The organism is Lysinibacillus sp. FSL M8-0216, from assembly GCF_038595555.1.
GTDB lineage: Bacteria > Bacillota > Bacilli > Bacillales_A > Planococcaceae > Lysinibacillus > Lysinibacillus fusiformis.
This window is the reverse complement of the sequence record NZ_CP152007.1, coordinates 1406811-1425815: the sequence shown is the minus strand read 5'-3', so window position 1 is coordinate 1425815 and position 19005 is coordinate 1406811. Positions and strand designations below refer to the sequence as shown.

Below are 19005 nucleotides of genomic sequence, written 5' to 3'. Positions count from 1 at the left end.
GTGTGAAAAAGAATGGTTAATTCGCTACGTTAGTTATTTGATTTTGCTTAAAAATGGACAGACCTATCCCGTTGTTCGCAAAATCGAAAGTAATGACACGTGCAAAATACATAGCTGTATCCACTTTTATACATGTGTCCGTAGCGTTTTTATTCATTCTTTTTCACCTCCGTTCAATATAGTTAAACATATAATACCATTTTTCAGATAATTTGAAAAGGGGATAAATGAACAATCATTTTATTTTATAAATATACAAACTGGCACACTAGTTATATACTAATAAAAAATAGAAATTTTTTCCCAAATTATATCAATATTTAGGCGATTGGTAGTAGGGTTTTTTACGGAGAATGTGGAGGGACATTTCATGAAAAAGCTAAGTATGCAAAAGAAAATGAGCTTATTAATTGTGGTTATTATTGGATTTGTACTCATTGCTATAGGTCTTATGAACACAACCGAAATGAAAAAAACATTACGAGATGAGTACAATACAAGGCTCCATCAAATTTTAGATTTAAGTATACTTAACCTCGACCAAACATTACCTGGTGAATGGCAATTAAAAAATGGTGAGCTTTACAAAGGCAATGTAAACGTAGCCAATGAAACGGCACTTATTGATACTTTAGGAGAATTATCACAGGCTGCCATTACAATTTTCGCTGGAGAAACGAGAATTAATACAAATATTGTCATAGATGGACAACGTGCTATTGGAACAACGGTCGACCCAAAAGTAGCTGACACTGTTTTACAGCAAGGGAAAACGTACACGGGTACTGCCGAAGTGCTAGGCAACCCCTATTTTACAAAATACGAGCCCATTAAAAATAAAAACGGCGAAACGATTGGCATGTTCTTTGCTGGGGTACCTTCCGCTGATATTGATGTAGTCGCACAAAAGATGTTATTAAAGACTGGAATTATCGCTGTCATCTCAGCCCTTATTGCAGTCATTGCAGGTATGCTCTTTATTCGTGGCATTGTCAGACCTTTAAAGCAATTAAACATCCAGCTAGAAACGATCTCTGCTGGGAAAGGTGATTTAACGCAGCAGCTACTAGTGCAATCAAAGGATGAAATCGGCCATGTGGCAGAGTCGTTTAATGCCATGCTGGCAACTTTACGTAGTATGATGCAACAAGTAGATGCAACAGCCAATCAAGTGTCTGCATCCTCACTGGAATTATCTGCAACGGCAGGTTCCACCACGACAACAACGGAGCAATTAACAGCCAATATGCAGGAGCTTGCAAGTGGTGCAAGTACTCAAAAGCATAGTGCTCATGAGAATGCCGAAGCGATGGAAGATATTGCAGGTGGAATTCAACTAGTTACAGAAACTAATAGTGAGGTATCTTCCTATGCGTCGGATGCCTTCGATACGGCCAAGCATGGTGAGGATGCCGCACATAATATGCAGTTTCAAATGCGTGCTATGACCAATGCCGTTCAGGAAAGTGCAGAAGCCATTGCAGCACTTGATACACATGCCAATAAAATAGATGAGATTGTGGAGGTCATTCATGCCATCGCTGATCAAACGAATTTATTAGCCCTCAATGCATCGATCGAGGCGGCTCGTGCGGGCGAACATGGCAAGGGCTTCGCAGTGGTTGCAGAAGAGGTTCGGAAGCTTGCCGAACAATCCAAAATCTCCGCAGCAGAAATTACAGAGACGATTCACACGATGCAACAACTGTCTAAGGAAGCACGGGTGTATATGCAGCAAAGTAAACAAGAGGCCACTACAAGCGCTGAGGTGGTCTACACAACTAGCAAGGCTTTTGCAGATATTACTACAAAGGTGTCACTTGTGACACTCAAAATTCAAGAGGTGTCAGGCATTGCCGAAGAGCTGTATGCAAGAATTGAACAGGCGAATGCTTCAACACAAATTATGGCTGAAATTGCTATGGATGCACGTGAACAATCAAAAATCGTCACACAAATTGCTGAAACGAATCTTCTATCAATGGATGATATTAATCAGGCAGCGTCACAGCTAACAGCGAATGCCGAAACATTGCAAGATTTAATCCATCAATTTAAATATTAAATCGACCAGCAAAAAAACATGAGGGATTAGTTGATCACTATCCCTCATGTTTTCACTTTTTTTACAAACATTTTGACCACAGGCACAAGGAAAATTGAAATCACTAGGATTCGGAAGAGTTGAAAAGCTGTGACGATTGTCACATTGGCATGTACAGAAGCCGCAATAATCCCCATTTGATCAAGTCCCCCAGGCACAATACTTAAAAAGCCTGTCTTAAAGTCGAGACTGTATAAACTTTTCATTAAAAATGTTAAGCCATACGCTGCTCCTATATAAATGCCAGCTGATACAAATGCATAAAAAATATGCCTCTTTGATAAATGTAAATCTTCTTTTTTCAACAATAACCCGATATGGATTCCAACCATCAATTGAGCAATATGTAGAAGAGATATGGGTATTCTAGGCACTTCTATCCCCACCATATTAATACCCATCAATAAAAATACTGGGCCGAGCATATAACCTGTTGGAATTTTAAGCTTTTGAGCAATCCATCCTGCTAAGCCACAAACAATTAGTATACCGATAAGGCCCCATGTATACATTCCGTTGTTCATAGTGCTGTTTCCACCAACATCTGTCAACATTAGCGGGACAAAGCCGACGATTAAAAGAACACGGAGGATTTGAAAGAATGTAATGACCACCATATCCATATCGCCTTGCTCCTCAGCAAAAGCCACAACCTGTGCCATGCCACCAGGTACACAGCATGTCAATGCCGTTGCAAAATCCAAATCTGTACGTTTGGCTACTAAATAACTGACACCAAAAAATAATAATATAAAAATCACATTTATAACGACAATACTCCCTAAAAAAAGCTTAATATCCTGCACCGCTTCTGGAGTAAAGGCAAAGCCGATAGAATACCCTGCTACGATTAAGCCAAAATTACGGAAGGAAGAGTGCCATCTCAATTGTACATTGGTCGACAATTGCACGATAAGTACAGCTGTAATAGCGCCTAGCAACCAAGGCATTGGTATATGAAGTAGTTGAAAAACGACAGCACCTATGAGGCCAATGCATAATGTAATCAACATATGCCTACCAAAAACAAACATACTAGCAACCCCTTACAACACTAGATAACTATATTATGACGTTTCTTAACCTTTTTTTCTATTGAAGCGACTTTTATATGGTTTGCTATCGTTAAAAAATAACCTGTTATCGATAAAATTGAACCTCTTATCCAATAATTTACCTTTGCTAAAATTATCTATGCTACATTATTATTACCTGATTCAGCGTTTTCCCTTTGAGGGGAAAATAAAGGAGGCCTCCTATGAAAATTCATTTGACTATTCACCATGAACTTGAAGAAACAGAGGTTCATATACATGCGAAAGAATACAACGAACAAATTGAAAGACTCATGCAGCAATTACAAGCGTCCCAAACGACTATGCTAGATGGGTACTTTCAACAAGAAATTCATCTACTAAAAATTTCTGATATTTATTCCATCTATGCAGAGGATGCCAAAGTATTTTTACAAACGAATGAGCAAGAGTTTGAGTCTAAACGAAAATTATATGAACTAGAGGCACAGCTTTCAAAGGACTTTGTACGAGTAAGTAAATCTACACTTGTCAATATCCATAAAATCTCCTCTATTCAAATGGGCAAAATCGGTACAACACAATTACTGCTTGAAAATGATGTAACCATTCATGTTAGTCGTAAATATATAAAAGAATTGAAGCGACACTTAGGTATTGGGAGGGATCTATAGCATGAAATATGTAAGCATGATGATTATCGGACTACTCATATCCCTTAGCTCTTCATATGTCTTAGTGACATTTAGCGTCCTATCAAATAATGCGATGGTGTCAGGCACAGAATTACTAGAGCAAATTGTTATTGCAGCCATACTTGGCATTGCCATCGGACTTATATCTGGTATTTTTGAGATTGAATCGATCCCTTTTATGGTGCAGCTACTCTTGCATTTAATCGCTGTGACAATCTGTGTTTTAATTGCTGGCTATTTTGGTGGTTGGTTTATGCATTCTGGTGTGAAATATGTGCTGCTTTCTGAAGCCGTTATTTACATCATCGTTTGGTGTATTCTTTATATCCTTCAATTAAATGATATTGAAAAAATAAATCGAGAAATCCGAAAAAGAAAGGAATAATCTGGATGACCTTCGCAATAAAAGTAGAGAATTTATGTAAACAATATGGTGATCATCATGCGGTTAATGATATTTCATTTGCGGTTGAACGAGGTACCCTCTTTGCTTTTTTAGGAGCAAACGGTGCTGGCAAATCGACAACAATTGAAATCCTTTGTACTTTATTAAAAAAATCCAGCGGCAATGTCACTATCAATAACTTTAAACTAGATGTCAGCAATCATAACGCAGATATCCGTAAATCCATTGGTGTTGTGTTTCAGCAAAGCTTATTAGATGATCGTTTAACTGTGCAGGAAAACATTCTACACCGAGGCAGAACATATGGATTATCAAAAACACAGCTTGCTGAAAACTATCAATTTGTTTCCTCCTATTTGCATTTAGAGGATATTGAAAAGCAAAAATATGGAACCTTATCAGGCGGTCAAAAAAGACGAGCAGACATTGCACGTGCACTTATTCATCGTCCAACTATATTATTTCTAGATGAACCTACAACCGGCTTAGATCCACAAACTCGACAATTAGTTTGGCAGGCCATCAAGCAGCTTCAACTCGAAACGAATATGACTGTGTTTTTAACGACCCATTATATGGAGGAAGCGGCAGTCGCCCATCAGGTCCTTGTTTTAAAGGAAGGAAAAATTGTCGCACAAGGTACGCCTGATGCGTTGAAAACAAAGTATGCCTATGACTCTATGGCCGTTGTTTTCAATAATCCACTAGACGGTGTTAAATGGCTGGAAGAACACGTCATTACCTATACCGAGAAACAGGAGATCTATACAATCCGTTTAGAGTCCACTCTACAAGCTCTCTCCCTTTTAAAGAAAGCGGAGCCACTCATCGCCTCCTTTGAAGTGATTAAAGGAACGATGGATGATGTCTTTCTTCATATTATGGCAGAGGTGGATGTTGCATAATGGAAGCCTTAATGAGCTTAGTACAACGAAATAGTAAAGTATTTAGACGAGATAAAACACAAGTGTTCTTCTCTCTACTATCGGTGATTATAGTCATCGTGCTTTACGCCTTATTCCTCCAAAAAATGCAGGTAGATGCAATTGAACGAATCACGGAAGCCACACCTGAAGTGATTACCATGGTGAACGAATGGGTTGTAGCAGGGTTACTATCGATGATTGCCGTTTCGTCAACACTTAGTGCATACGGTATCGCCATAAAGGATCAGGAATCAAAGGCAATGGCCGATTTTTTAACCGCCCCTCTTTCCCGCGCCACAATACAAATGAGCTATGTACTCAATGCATTAATAATTGGCTGTATTTTTTCCTTTATCGCATTAATTGGCTGTGAAATTTTTATCGTAGCAACAGGCGGTAAGCTTTTAAGCCTTGCACATTTTGTTCAAGTACTTGGCATTATCTTATTATCTGTCTTACTCGCAAGTGTCTTGAATCTATTTCTTTCCTTGTTTGTGTCGACACAAAATGCCTTCTCAACATTAGGAACTATTGTCGGTACACTACTCGGATTTTTATGCGGTGTTTATGTCCCACTCGGTGCTCTACCAAGCTTTGCACAAAATTTAATTATGTATTTCCCAGTTAGTCATACTACATTACTCTTACGAAACACATTTATGGAAAGCTCCATTGCCAATGTCTTTGAGGGTACACCGGTCTCCTATGTGAATGACTACAAAATTAATTATGGTATTGTCTACGAGCTTCATGGTAATACCCTTAGTGCCTCAACGAGCATCATCATTATCATTGGTACAATCCTCGTCCTAGCGATCGCCTCCTTCCTTTTGTTTAAAAGAAAATATAAATAAATAGTTGCCAACGTTTTTACACATCGTTTAGAAAACGATGTGTTTTTTATTGCTTTATCATAAACAATTTGTTATTTTAATAATAAATAAGCAAACAAAAATAAAAATCGTTTGTTTTTATCGGAGGATTCCTAATGGATGTAAATGAACTATTTTGGCAAGCGCCTATCGATAATCTAAAAAAGGGTTATATCGACGATGAGACACATTTCACTTGTCTACTATGTGGAGAAGAAATAGAAAAAGGAATTATTTACCCTTACGACGGCTTACTGTATGAAGCCGAAAAAATGATGCAGCATCATATTACGATTACACACCAGTCTGTTTTTCATTACTTAAATGGTCTCAATAAAAAAATGACCGGCTTAACTGAGCATCAAAGTCATATTTTAGGCTTATTTTATGAAGGTAAATCAGATCAGGAAATAAAAAAGGAATTAGAAATTGGCAGTGCCACGACTATTCGTCATCACCGCTTTGCTTTAAAGGAAAAAGAACGTCAAGCCAAGACGTTGTTAGTAATGATGGAATTACTGAAGGAACAAGATCGAAAGGAGGATACGTTTGTGTCTATTCATAAAACAGCTACAATGGTTGACGATCGCTATAACGTCACTCTCTCAGAAGAACAACAAGTATTGGCGAAATTATTCCCACACGGTGTTGGTAAGGAGCTAGTTCGTTTTCCTAAGCGTGAAAAACAAAAAATTATAGTACTTCGTGCCATCACAATGCTTTTTGACAAAGAAAAACAATATACAGAAAAAGAATTGAATGAAATCATCAAGCCCATGTATGAAGACTATGTTCATATACGCCGCTACTTAATTGAATACGGTTTTCTGGACCGCCAATCTGACGGCAGTGCTTACTGGGTTAAAAAATAAGAAGGCAGGTCATTAAAATGGATCATAAAAAAGAACTAAAAGAAATGTATAAGGACATGAAAATTGAAGCGGGCGTTTTTACTATGACGAATACACAAACAGATAAAGTATTTGTCGGTAGCTTTAATAATTTGAAGCGTTTAAATGGTTTTCAGTTTATGCTCAAAACGAATACACATACGAACAAGGAGCTTCAAGCGGACTATAATTCATTTGGTCAAGAAGCTTTCGAGGTGAAAATCGTTGAGTATTTAAAGAAGAAGGAAGAGGGTTATTTCGATGCCAAAAAAGAGCTTGAAAAGCTAGAGCAAAAATGGCTCGATACGCTAAATCCTTATGGTGAGCGCGGTTATAATTGATCAAAGATGAGCGCATTTACCAATAATAAAGGTAGATGCGCTATCCCTTACTCATAAAAGTCTTGTTATTGTTTTGCTTTCAATAGGCAAATTTCCTGCTGTGCTTTTTTCGTTAATTTACTGAAAACAAGTTCATACGAATGCTTAATAAGTTTCTCTACCAAATCCATCGGAACATCTTCAGCATCCATATAAATGGAGTTCCAATGCGTTTTATTCATATAGTAGCCAGGTATAATGCTGGTATAGGCTTCTCGTAATTCCTCTGCTCGCGCAGGTTCACATTTTAACGTTAGCACTGGCCGACCTGTGGCATTTCCTCCAATCATGGTATACATCTTCCCACCTATAAGATAGCGATCTGCTTGCCATTCTTCCTTATAGTCATACGTTGTTCCTTGCAGCTGAAGACAATTTGCATGAATCGTTTCCTTTTCCATTTCCATTCCCCTTTCAACATTAACTAGTTACCCCTAAAACAAAAACACATGTTCGATTATAGTAAGTATAATCGAAAACATGTGTTGAGGATAGCGTTATTTACTTGTACCACGATCAAACATCCCCATCACCTCGGTTGTTTGCAAAATATTCACAAACGACTTAGGATCGGTTTCTTTAATCGTACTTTTCACATCAGCCAGTTGATAGCGTGTAATAACCGTAATTAATACTTGACGGCCTTCGCCAGAATAGGCTCCTTTCGCATCGATGATCGTTACCCCACGATGAAGTTTTTCTAATAATTGCTGTTTAACCTCTTCGCCTTTATTCGTAATAATCATAAGGGTTAATTTAATATGACTTGTATGAATCGTGTCCACTACTTTTCCGGTTGCATAAATGGAAACAAGCGTTAATAGCGCTGCATCCCAACTAAAGACAAAGCCTGAAGCTGCCACTACGATACCATTCATAGCAGCAATTAAAGTACCAAGCGGAAAATCACGTTTACGGCTTAAAAGCATGGCAATAATATCGAAGCCCCCAGAGGAGCCTGCTGCTCGGAAAATCAATCCCATCGCAACACCTACGATGACTCCACCAAATAAGGAAGCAAGAATGGGCTCTTGTGTCGCCTTGTAAATCGGAATAATATATAAACTCACTGATAAAACAGCCACCGATAAAATCGTATAGCTAATAAATCGTTTCCCAAGCTTCATCACACCTAAAATAAGCAAGGGCAAGTTCAGTAGTAGGTTTAGCACCCCGGTATTCAGCGGAGTAATAATCCCAAGCATAATGGCAATACCGCTTAATCCCCCACTTAAAATTTCATGAGGAATTAACAAAAAATTATAAGCAAAGGCCACTAAAATGGAAGAAAGTGTAATAATAATCACATTACGCATGTTGATGTCCCCTATAAACGACCAAATTTTGATACATCTTTTCCATAGACTACCCAACTTACTTACTGGGAAAACCTATTTACTTATTTTTCTTCTGTTCTTCCTTTAAAGGACCCTCTTGTTTGTATTCGCCCTTATCAGCAACGTTATTAATACGCTCTAGCATTGGAGGATGCGTATAACGGAACCATTTCACCAAAAGCGGTGGGTTGACCTCGCTTAAGCCCGAAATCGTTAGCTTTTGAAATGCCGTTACAGCCGCCTTGCGATCATTCATCAAGTCAATCGCATATTGATCTGCCCTTGATTCCTGGTATCTGGATACGTAATTAGAAACGGGATTGGAAGCAAATAATAATATGGAGGTAATTAGTAAAAATAATGGGTAGGAGCTAATATTACTAATTTTATTAATTTTGAATACCTGTCCATATCGTGTAACGAAGCGTCGCATAATTTTAGCTGTTAGCCATAAACCAGCTAAAGAGAGTAAAAGATAGCCTGCAATGCCAAAATAAATATGCTTTTCAACATAATGTCCCATTTCATGCGCCATAATAAACAAAATTTCATTATCTGTTAGTCTGTTTAATGTAGTATCCCAAAGAACAATTCTTGAATTGCTACCTATCCCTGTCACGTAAGCATTTAAGGCATTCGTCTTCTCAGCCATATTCACCTCGTAAACATGCTCTGCTGGGATATGTGCCTCGGTAGCAAGTGATAATATTTTAGTTTCCAGCTCTTTATTTTTTAACGGATAAAAGTCATTGTACAAAGGGTCGATCACAACTGGCTGGATAAACATCACAAACATTGTGAACGGGATGGTTAATAGCCATGCATAGAGCCACCATCTTTTCTCACTCTTTTTAATGAGCCAATAGAGCACTGTCACTATGATCAAGGTCATTCCAAAGTTCACCCAAAAATCAATGACACCATCCTTCATCCAAGATCCAAATGCTTGGTTGCTAATGCCATAGCTTTTACTGAGATAATAACGATAATAGTCCATTGGGAATAATGCGACATATACTAATAATGACAATAAAAATAAGTAGCCTGCATTTTGCAAAAGCTTCCACTTTGTTTGAGATGTGCTTACTTTCTCTAAATAACGTGAGACACCTAGCAGTAATATCATGAAGTAAACAAGCCATTCTAAAGGAGTAGCTACAAAGAATAAAAAGTTCCGTATTTTAGAATATTCACCACTTAAAAGAAGTTCCTTACCAGACATAAACATTACTGGATCAGCAACAGTTCCCTGTAAGGTACTTGGTATTTTGCCTCCTCCGCTATGGAATATATACCAGTACATACAAAGCACGTAAACACCGAAAAGTAATAGCGCAACAATGCCCATTTTTTTAGCTATGTCAATTCCCCCTCATATTACCCAAAGTTCGTCCTATAGTAAGTGTAAGCGAAATTATCAAAGTTAGAACAAATATGGACCTACTTTTTATCATCTGTTTTTTACAAGAAAAAATTCGCTCCATTTCTAACAATGAGGACAGTATATCCTTCTCATTGTTTCAACATGTCGCGAATTTATGAAAATGCTTGTTATTTATCCATTACAAATGTTGTTTTCCCACGTTGATCCGCACTTAAATAGCCTGCGGATAATAGTTGGTCATACCATTGCTGTTCGATAACAGCAGCTAGAGCGCTATCATCCACTTTTGTAGAAAGCTCGACCATTATATCTCCTTTATACACCCAAACCTCAATATCGGCGTCATGTCCTAAAAAGCTTCCTTTATAGGTAGTAGCTTTGGCAGGACCGTAGACAACAGCTTGAGATAATATATTTTTATACCAGGCTTCAGCATCCCAATTTAAAATTTTCTTAGGCGAATGATCAAGGATGAGTTTTTTAGCAGCACTTGTATCTACAGAATCGTAAGAAACATTGGAAGTCGTTTTCAAGGATTCTTTACGGCTAATCGTAAATGTACGCTGGTCGCCCTTTATATCTAATTCAAATTTATAATTAGATTCTGACCCCGTAAAGCCATGATCTGTTGCCTCAGCAATCGCTTCGTTCAACGGTGTATGAAGAAAACGTTTTTTATAGGTAATATCCATCTTATTGCTACCTTTATATACACGTAAGCGATGAATATAATCACTTTGGAGAAACATTTTATCAGACGTATCATAGAAATAAATTTTTACATCGTCTTTTTTTGTTGCTTGAAAAACATTTGCTATATTTGATTCTGTTAAAATGTCTGATTTGATATTAAATTTAATTTCATGCCCTGGTTCTATTGCTGCTTTTGCCTCTGTTGGATGGATATACATCATACTAATAATTGTCAAACCCATGAAGCACATATAAAATGCCCATTTCTTCAATTTAGCCATTATTTACTTCCTCCTTTTGTATGGTTGTTTCTAAATGTGTATGTGGACTGTGAAAATAAATAGTTTGTCGTGCATGGATACTTTGCGATAGCGAAATTGTATCCTGATAGTCGGGATGGGTTTTATAGAAAAATTCCTGAGAAGGTTGCATTGAAACATGCTGATTGAATGACGGACGCGAATACCCTGTTTCAATGAATATGGCCGTTGGATGCTCCTTTGCTAGTTCTTCAAGTCTAGCTTCATCCTGTTCCCTAACAAAATAGAGTGTATGACCATCGCCAGTGCATTCCTTGTGACCGACTTGTAACGTCATTCTGTGCGGCCAAATATTTTCAGGTTCTTCTTCATACTGTTTAAACAGGGACTGTAATTTTGTATCTATACAAATGGCTCGCGAAGTTCGCTGAGCAAGATAGGTGACAATATCGACGGTTTTTCCTGAAAAGGATGATGGAAAAATAAAAGCGTTGTTTGGATGTTCATTTACATAAGTTTCAAGTTTCCGTAATACCTCATGATTATCAATATTTTTTTCAATATGGCCACTATCGATGAATGCTACATCATAAATCGTCCCATCTTCTACTGGTAAGGAAGCCTTGAGCAAATAGGAATCACGAACATAATCACCTGAGAAAAAAATTACCTTTTCAAAAAAGCGAATTTTATACCATACACTTCCAATTAAATGGCCACTATATCCCCATTGAAAGGCCAAATAATCATTCACCTTTATCCAAGTCCCTCTCGAATCTGGATGGAAAGTGCGGATATGCGAAATAGGATGTTGAAGCTGCTGAGAAGTTTTATGACTCATTAGAACCGGCCCTTTGTAGCCCATTTCTTCAAGTAGCGGTAGTGCGCCCACATGGTCAATATGGGAATGAGAAATAAAAACTGCCTTTAGTTTTTCTACATGATTAAGTGTTATAGCTGGTGGGGTTTTTTGTGAATTTTTCATCACCCCGCAATCCAGTAAAATCGCCTTCCCTTGATTTTCGATATAAAAGCAATTGCGCCCATACTCCCCCACCCCGCCTAAAATTTCAATCTTAAACATGTGCTTGCCCTCCACGTTTTTGCAGCCAATCAAGTAGAAACATAAAAATCACCGTGATGAAGACGGTGATGACGGCAACAGCCATCCCAACACCTACATTCCCTTGCTCAAATTGACTATAAATAAACGTTGCGCCTGTCTCGACAGAAGGTGGCAAAATTAAGAGACCGGCCACTAACTCTCGCATCGAAATAATAAAGGTCATCATCATACCCGTAAGTATGCCCTGCATTAATAACGGAAGGATGATTCTGCGATAAATATCCCAGTTACTACGACTAAAAATTGCTGCCGATTGAAATATGGAAGCATCTAACTGAGAAAACGAAGATTTAATATACTGTACAGAATAGGGTAAGAAAAGAACACAGTATGTCACCACAACCATGGTTTTTGTGTTATAGATGGTTGCGGGAAGCCATGGAGCATTCCAAAACATAATCAATCCTACGACAAAGACAATACCTGGAATAATATTAGGCATTAAGCTAAGGAAGTCTAATACTTGCTGTTTCTTTGTTTCCCCTTTTTTTATATAGAGTGCCAAAAGCAAGCCAATAATTGCTGTGATCACGGCCGTCATGATGGAAAAAACAATACTATTTAAAAATGCTGTTAATCCTGCACTGCCAACTGTGAATAGCTCCTGATAGGAGGCAAAGCTAAAATTACCTGCTTGTAAACCATCTCCTCTCACCTTTTGCAAAGAGGTGACGATAATCGAAAAATAAGGGATGCCAATAGATAATAAAAGGATCAACCCGACAAAGGTCCATGATATGACTTTTATATACCATTTATCTGTGACCTCACGTTTTCCATGACTTTTCCCTGAAAGCACGCCATAAGTATATTTGCGTCCCATTAAATTTTGGAAATACCAAATGACTAAACAAACCGAAAGTAAAAATAAAGACAGAGAGGTCGCCATCCTAATATCGACCGGCCATCTGGATAAATATGAATGAATTTCTGTTGTAAATACTTGAAAACCAATACGACTACCAAATGTAGCTGGTGTTCCAAATTCCGCAAGCGTTTTAATGAAAATCAGTAAACTGCCTAAAACATAGCTTGATAGAATAAGTGGTAAAACGACTTTCACCCAATTTCTCCACGGATTCCGTCCGAAAATCAATGCTGCATCTAAAAAGGAACCGTTCATTCGTAGTAATGTATTTCTTAACATTAAATACAAAAACGGAAATAGGTGTAAGCTCATAATCATAACCATTCCAAATAAGGAAAAGAATGAATCCGTTAACCAAGCAGCGCCCGGAACTAATTGTTGAAGAAAACCATTATGCTGCATAAACAATATCCAACCCATAGAACCAATATAAGGGGGTGTCATAAATGGAATGGTCAAAACAATATCAAGCCATTCATGTTTATATAAGCTTGTTTTCGTTCGTATAAATGCCATAGGAAAGGCAATTAACGTTGTACCTAACATAACGAAAATCCCTAAGCCTATTGAATTTCCAAGTGTCTGCCATAATCGTTCATGTGCAAACATTCGGCTAAACTGTGAAAAATCAAAATGCCCATCTTTTGTAAACGTATAGAACAAAATCGCCATTAAAGGAGCGATAGCAAATACGACGACAATTGTCATTAAAAATCCAAAAGTTCGTCTTCCTTCCATGATCATGACTACTTCAACCCTTCTATTTGAAAACTCAACAGAGAACTATGTACCTCCCTATCGCTTAACGAAATAAATCGATAAACTTTGTTAATACGTCAAGTTGCTTGGCTTCAGCACCTGCCCACTCAACTTGTAGTTGAGGAATTTCATCTAATGCCGCACGATTTTTTACCGCAATCTCCTTATTTCCTGGTAATAAGTAAGCATCTGCTACAAGCTTTTGTCCTTCATCTGACAATAAAAAGTCAACATATGCCTTTGCAGCTTCAACATGTTTCGCATCCTTCAAAATACCAACAGCACGAGGACTAACGACCGTGCCGCTTTTCGGATAGACGATTTCCACTGGTTCTCCATCTGCTTTTGCTTTGTAAGCCATATAATCAACGCCTGCTATTGTCGCATTTTTCTCACCTGTAATGACTGCGTCTAACGCTTCCTTATTTGCGCCATTGACTTGTAATCCATTGTTCTTCCACGTATCCACTGTTGCCCATGCCGTTTTCTCTGCCTCCGTATAGCCAAATAAGAAATCGACAGCTGAACCTGATAAACTTGGATCCGGTATATTAATTTTGTTTTGCCACTCAGCTTTTGCTAAATCTGCCCAATCTGTCGGTGCCTGCTTTGTATTTTTCGTATTATAGGCAATACCTAAGGCCGAGGCACTGTAGCCGAAATAATACCCTTCTCCGTCTGACCAAGTAGGATTGATGTTCTCTTTATTTTCGGCATCTTTATAACTTTGTAGCTGGTCAGTTGCCTTAAGACCATCCATAGAAGCTACAGAGGCTAGTACGACAATATCGGCTACAGGATTATTTTTTTCCGCTTCTAAACGAGAAAGAATTTTGCCTGTAGTACCTTGAAACATCTCAACCTTAATACCTGTTTTTTCTTCAAAAGCTTGCTGAATATTTGCGGCTAAGCCATCAGGGCCCGCAGAATACACTGTTAATACTTGCTCCTCTTGTGTCTTTGCACTTGCCTGTTGTTCCTCCTCCACCTGTTTGTTCCCACAGCCAGCTAATGCCAATGTTAGTAGAATTCCCGCAGTTGCCCATAATTTAAAACGTCGCTTTTTCAATGTAAACCCTCCATTTGATAGATCTGATTTTCATCAATAAATACTTGTAATCGTTTTCCATGTTCTAGTGGCTGATTCTCGTAAAAGCTCCATGCTTTTCCTTCCACTTGAGCCTGTACTAAGTAACGGTCTCCAACAAACGTACTTTTCACAATCTTCGCTTGCTTAGCAATCGTGCCTGGACGTTGTATTCTAGAAACACCTTCAGGACGCACAATAGATTGTCCATTTTGTAACCAATTTACTTTTCCAATAAAATCGGCTACATAAGGTGTTGCTGGCGCACGATAAATTTCTTCAGGGGAGCCGATTTGTGCAATTCTTCCCTCTTCCATAATGATAATTTGATCTGACATGGTCATCGCTTCTGTTTGATCGTGAGTAACAAAAATGGCTTGGCAATCAAGCTCATGGATAAGTTGCATAATTTCATCCTGCATTTGCTCTCGAAGCACTGCATCTAGGGCAGATAATGGCTCATCAAATAAAATTAATTGTGGGTTTGTAGCTAAAGCCCTTGCCAGTGCCACTCGTTGCTGTTGACCCCCTGATAACTCCCCTGGCTTACGTTTCTCAAACCCTTGCATTTTTACTAATTGCATCACATGCTCTACACGTGCTGGAATGTCTGACTTTGGAATAATCCCCTTTAAACCAAAGGCGATATTTTGAAAGATGGTCATATGGGGCCATAGGGCAAAATCTTGAAAAACCATGGCGATATTGCGTTTATTCGGTTTGACATTTTTACGAGATTCCGAAGAATAAATGACAGTGTCATCAAATCGAATTTCCCCTTTCGTTGGCTGTTCAAGACCTGCCAACAATTTTAATAAAGTGGTTTTACCACAGCCTGATTGTCCGAGAATCGTAATGAATTGCTGATCTAACTCCACATTAATAGGCCATAATGCTTGAGATTGCCCATATTTTTTCTCGATATTAGCTAATGAGATTTTCATAAGTATCCTCCTCGTTACTAACTACTATAAATTCCACATATTTAGAAAATATTAATCTACTATTAATAACTCGTTAAAAAAAATCTAATAAACTTAAGTAAATGCAAGATTTTTTCTAATTTACTTTAGGAGGATAAAATGAATAATTTAAAATTACAGGCATTTTGCTTACTCGTTGAATTAAAAAAATTAGCTCCGGTCGCCAAAGAACTCGGCATTACAGCCCCAACTGTGTCCTTTCATATTCGTTCAATTGAGGAGGAATATGGTATTCGTTTATTTCGCACAAATGCAGGCGGGTACCGCTTAACTGAAGCGGGCGAGGGTGTTTATCATTATGCTCGTCAAATTGTACAGCTGCAAAAAGATATGAATCGCTATATTGAAAACCTATTAGCTGGGCATATCGGCTCCCTCCGACTTGGGGCAAGTGGATTACCCGCACATATTTTCATGCCCGATTTAATCCATCAAGTTTCAATGGCTTATCCAGAGATTCGTATTTCGTTAGAGGTGAAAACAGCTCCTGAAATTGAAAATAAAGTAGCCCTTCAAGAATTAGATTTTGGGCTCATTATGGAGACTAAACAGGAAAATACCGCCCTTCATTACGAGACAATCGGAGAAGATGCCCTTGTTTTAGCATTAAGCCCAACACATGCACTCGCATCTAAAAAGTTCATCACCAGAGAGGATGTTCTTAAAAATAAACTGTTATTGCATACTTCATCTAGCTCCACGAATCACTTCATCGAAAAGTGGATGGACCCCTTTCAGCCTTCTACTTATACCATCGAATTGGATTCGGTAAGTACAATAAAAAAAATGCTGACCTTCGGAAAGAACTTGGCTTTCGTTTCCGCTGCCTTAATCGAAGAAGAATTAAAATCGGGTCTACTAATGAAAAAGGATTTACAAGATGTGACGCTTCGGAGAAAGATTCAATTTATATATCCTAAAACGCGGTTAGATAATGCCATTGATGAGTTTGTCAAAATGTCGATTTACGAAGTAGCACAGCGATTAAAAATGTCTTCAGTTCTGACATAATTCCACAGATCGCCGTAATAAAATGCAATGGGGATATATTTATTAGAAAGGAGGAATGTATTTGCTAACCAAATTGCTGACAAAGGATTGTATCCAAGTTGCAAACTTTGTTCAGTCCTGGCAAGAAGCCATTCGTTTAGCTGCCAAACCATTAATACGTCAAAATAAAATTGAACAACGCTATATCGTGGCAATGATTCAATCCATTGAGCAATATGGTCCTTATGTCGTCATTACGCCGAAAGTTGCAATTCCACATGCACGGCCTACAGACGGTGTTCATGCCTTAGCAGTAAGTTTGCTACGTTTACAGCAGCCTGTTTTTTTCAGCCCTAATCAGCCTGTCTTTTTAATTATTGTTTTAGCTGCAATCGACAATACATCACATCTACAGGCATTGGCTGATCTAACCTTAGTGCTACAACATCCGGATCAGGTTGATAGCCTTATTGCTTGTCAGCATGAAGAAGACATACGAGAGAAGATCAAACAATATACGACAAAGGAGTCAGCAGGATGAAAATATTAGTCGTGTGCGGTAGCGGATTAGGAAGTAGCTTTATTTTAGAATTAAATGTAAAGAAGGCATTAGAGGCTATGGGCAAAGAGGCAGAGGTGACCCATACGGATTTAGCATCCGCAAAGGCGGAGAAAGCTGATATTTATTTAGGTGCGGCCGATATTGTGAATGAATTAGCGAAAGACAACGCAATCATTGTGAGTATCGTCAATATGATGAATATATCGGAAATTAAGGAAAAGCTGGAACCTTGGCTTTAAGCAAAAAAAATTTGGATAGGATGAGGTGTTGGTATGTTAGATGTTATCATGCATGACATTTTAGGAACACCAGCTATATTAGTCGGCCTATTCGCATTTATTGGTTTATTCATTCAAAAGAAATCAAGCTCCACTATTCTTTCTGGTACTTTAAAAACGATTATGGGCTTTGTGATCCTAGGGGCAGGAGCAACTGTCCTAATAGGCTCGTTAGATCATTTTAGTAAAATGTTCGATCATGCTTTTCACGTACAGGGAGTTATTCCTAACAACGAGGCCATCGTAGCAGCTGCTCAAACTAATTTTGGAACAGCCACTGCACTCATTATGGTATTTGGGATGATTATGAACTTATTACTTGCGCGATTTACGCCATTAAAATATATCTTTTTAACTGGGCATCATACATTATTCATGGCTTGTTTAATCGCTGCCTCTTTATCTGTTGGCGGAATGAGTGGGACACCTCTTATCATTGTCGGTTCTATTATACTCGGACTTTGTATGGTAGTGTTCCCTGCTATTTTGCAACCAACTGTCCGCCAAATAACAGGCAGTGATGATTTTGCTGTCGGTCACTTTGGTAGTGTTGGTTACTATGTATCTGCTAAAATTGGAAAGCTCGTTGGTAATAAAGCAAAATCAACAGAAGATATACAGGTACCTAAGTCCCTTGGCTTTTTACGTGATACATCTGTCGCTATCTCTTTAACGATGAGTGTATTCTTTGTCATTGTAGCGCTATTTGCGGGACCTTCCTATATAGAGGCTCAACTATCTGGTGGATCTAACTTCATTATTTTCGCCATTATGCAAGCGATTACATTTGCTGCTGGGGTATATATCATTTTAGCTGGTGTACGGATGTTAATTGCTGAAATTGTTCCAGCCTTTAAAGGCATTGCTGATAAACTTGTGCCCAATACTAAGCCCGCACTCGATTGCCCAACTATTTTCCCATTTGCCCCGAATGCTGTGATCATTGGTTTCCTATTTAGCTTTTTAGCTGGACTTGTTTCAATGTTTATACTGCCTTTCATCGGACTGAAAGTAATTGTTCCAGGGCTAGTTCCCCACTTCTTTACTGGTGCTGCAGCAGGTGTGTTTGGCAATGCTACAGGAGGCAGAATCGGTGCTATGTCAGGTGCCTTTGCTAACGGTTTATTAATTAGCTTTATTCCCGCGATACTTCTAATATTTATGGGAGATATCGGTTATGAAGGTACGACCTTTGGTGATTCAGACTTTGGTGTTATCGGCATTATTATTATTAATTTATTAAAATTATTTGGAGCTGTTTAAATCTAGATAAAAGCCCTACGCAAATTGCGTTGGGCTTTTTTGTTATTGTACATCCGTGGAAAAGTGGGAAACTTTAATAAATATATTACTTGATTAGTCATCTAGCTT

General features: G+C 38.3%; 21 protein-coding genes. 11 read left to right on the top strand and 10 right to left on the bottom strand.

Annotated features, from left to right (window positions below; translation table 11 throughout):
* Nucleotides 1-16: 16 nt before the first annotated feature.
* Nucleotides 17-157 (bottom strand): RAxF-45 family protein, encoded by a 141-nt coding sequence (locus MKX57_RS06695; RefSeq protein ID WP_008174324.1) that lies wholly within the window; start codon nt 155-157, stop codon nt 17-19.
* Nucleotides 158-370: 213 nt separating this feature from the next.
* Here MKX57_RS06695 and MKX57_RS06690 point away from each other — a divergent pair, with 213 nt between their 5' ends.
* Nucleotides 371-2065 (top strand): methyl-accepting chemotaxis protein, encoded by a 1695-nt coding sequence (locus MKX57_RS06690; protein WP_096363922.1) that lies wholly within the window; start codon nt 371-373, stop codon nt 2063-2065.
* 44 nt (nt 2066-2109) lie between these two features.
* On the opposite strand, the gene MKX57_RS06685 is transcribed toward MKX57_RS06690, so the two are convergent.
* On the bottom strand, nt 2110-3138 hold the full coding sequence (locus MKX57_RS06685; protein ID WP_089985534.1) for an AbrB family transcriptional regulator: 1029 nt from the start codon (nt 3136-3138) through the stop codon (nt 2110-2112).
* Between the two features lie 224 nt (nt 3139-3362).
* Here MKX57_RS06685 and MKX57_RS06680 point away from each other — a divergent pair, with 224 nt between their 5' ends.
* From MKX57_RS06680 to MKX57_RS06655, 6 genes are all read left to right on the top strand, one after another.
* Entirely contained in the window at nt 3363-3812 is a 450-nt protein-coding gene (locus MKX57_RS06680; RefSeq protein ID WP_089985532.1) for a LytTR family DNA-binding domain-containing protein, read from the top strand.
* A gap of 1 nt (nt 3813) precedes the next feature.
* Nucleotides 3814-4218: a DUF3021 domain-containing protein gene (locus tag MKX57_RS06675; protein WP_008174333.1), complete on the top strand. Its 405-nt coding sequence runs from the start codon at nt 3814-3816 to the stop codon at nt 4216-4218.
* A gap of 5 nt (nt 4219-4223) precedes the next feature.
* Nucleotides 4224-5144: an ABC transporter ATP-binding protein gene (locus MKX57_RS06670; protein ID WP_342532368.1), complete on the top strand. Its 921-nt coding sequence runs from the start codon at nt 4224-4226 to the stop codon at nt 5142-5144.
* The gene (locus MKX57_RS06665) at nt 5144-6019 is read left to right on the top strand and encodes an ABC transporter permease (protein ID WP_089985527.1); all 876 of its coding nucleotides are present in this window, start codon (nt 5144-5146) and stop codon (nt 6017-6019) included. Before MKX57_RS06670 ends, MKX57_RS06665 begins: the two co-directional genes overlap by 1 nt.
* A 134-nt stretch (nt 6020-6153) precedes the next feature.
* A complete protein-coding gene (locus MKX57_RS06660; protein ID WP_008174339.1) occupies nt 6154-6909 on the top strand; it encodes a DUF2087 domain-containing protein in 756 nt (251 codons plus the stop codon).
* A 17-nt stretch (nt 6910-6926) separates the two neighbouring features.
* Nucleotides 6927-7268, top strand: coding sequence for a GIY-YIG nuclease family protein (locus tag MKX57_RS06655; RefSeq protein WP_008174341.1), 342 nt, complete (start codon nt 6927-6929; stop codon nt 7266-7268).
* 65 nt (nt 7269-7333) lie between these two features.
* Here the strand turns inward: MKX57_RS06655 and MKX57_RS06650 are convergent, their stop codons facing one another.
* The 8 genes from MKX57_RS06650 to MKX57_RS06615 form a co-directional block, all read right to left on the bottom strand.
* Nucleotides 7334-7708 carry an MmcQ/YjbR family DNA-binding protein gene (locus MKX57_RS06650; protein WP_239354345.1) on the bottom strand — a complete coding sequence of 125 codons (375 nt, stop codon included), beginning with the start codon at nt 7706-7708 and terminating at the stop codon, nt 7334-7336.
* A gap of 96 nt (nt 7709-7804) precedes the next feature.
* Nucleotides 7805-8623, bottom strand: coding sequence for a YitT family protein (locus MKX57_RS06645; RefSeq protein ID WP_008174345.1), 819 nt, complete (start codon nt 8621-8623; stop codon nt 7805-7807).
* Nucleotides 8624-8702: 79 nt separating this feature from the next.
* The gene (locus MKX57_RS06640; RefSeq protein ID WP_043989743.1) at nt 8703-10004 is read right to left on the bottom strand and encodes a M48 family metallopeptidase; all 1302 of its coding nucleotides are present in this window, start codon (nt 10002-10004) and stop codon (nt 8703-8705) included.
* A 191-nt stretch (nt 10005-10195) separates the two neighbouring features.
* Nucleotides 10196-11002 (bottom strand): hypothetical protein, encoded by an 807-nt coding sequence (locus MKX57_RS06635; RefSeq protein WP_239354343.1) that lies wholly within the window; start codon nt 11000-11002, stop codon nt 10196-10198.
* Nucleotides 10995-12065, bottom strand: a complete 1071-nt coding sequence (locus tag MKX57_RS06630) for an MBL fold metallo-hydrolase (RefSeq protein ID WP_089985518.1) — start codon at nt 12063-12065, stop codon at nt 10995-10997. Before MKX57_RS06630 ends, MKX57_RS06635 begins: the two co-directional genes overlap by 8 nt.
* Nucleotides 12058-13719: an iron ABC transporter permease gene (locus MKX57_RS06625; protein ID WP_342550857.1), complete on the bottom strand. Its 1662-nt coding sequence runs from the start codon at nt 13717-13719 to the stop codon at nt 12058-12060. The genes MKX57_RS06630 and MKX57_RS06625 overlap by 8 nt, the downstream gene beginning before the upstream one ends.
* 58 nt (nt 13720-13777) lie before the next feature.
* Nucleotides 13778-14803, bottom strand: a complete 1026-nt coding sequence (locus MKX57_RS06620) for an ABC transporter substrate-binding protein (RefSeq protein WP_008174357.1) — start codon at nt 14801-14803, stop codon at nt 13778-13780.
* Complete coding sequence (locus tag MKX57_RS06615; RefSeq protein WP_008174358.1) at nt 14800-15765, bottom strand: ABC transporter ATP-binding protein; 966 nt, start codon at nt 15763-15765, stop codon at nt 14800-14802. Before MKX57_RS06615 ends, MKX57_RS06620 begins: the two co-directional genes overlap by 4 nt.
* Before the next feature lie 138 nt (nt 15766-15903).
* On the opposite strand from MKX57_RS06615, the gene MKX57_RS06610 reads away from it, so the two are divergent.
* From MKX57_RS06610 to MKX57_RS06595, 4 genes are all read left to right on the top strand, one after another.
* Complete coding sequence (locus tag MKX57_RS06610; protein WP_008174360.1) at nt 15904-16815, top strand: LysR family transcriptional regulator; 912 nt, start codon at nt 15904-15906, stop codon at nt 16813-16815.
* Nucleotides 16816-16876: 61 nt separating this feature from the next.
* The gene (locus MKX57_RS06605; protein ID WP_043989744.1) at nt 16877-17335 is read left to right on the top strand and encodes a PTS sugar transporter subunit IIA; all 459 of its coding nucleotides are present in this window, start codon (nt 16877-16879) and stop codon (nt 17333-17335) included.
* On the top strand, nt 17332-17595 hold the full coding sequence (locus tag MKX57_RS06600) for a PTS sugar transporter subunit IIB (RefSeq protein WP_008174366.1): 264 nt from the start codon (nt 17332-17334) through the stop codon (nt 17593-17595). The genes MKX57_RS06605 and MKX57_RS06600 overlap by 4 nt, the downstream gene beginning before the upstream one ends.
* Nucleotides 17596-17628: 33 nt before the next feature.
* On the top strand, nt 17629-18897 hold the full coding sequence (locus tag MKX57_RS06595) for a PTS ascorbate transporter subunit IIC (protein ID WP_107921761.1): 1269 nt from the start codon (nt 17629-17631) through the stop codon (nt 18895-18897).
* The last annotated feature ends 108 nt before the right edge of the window (nt 18898-19005 follow it).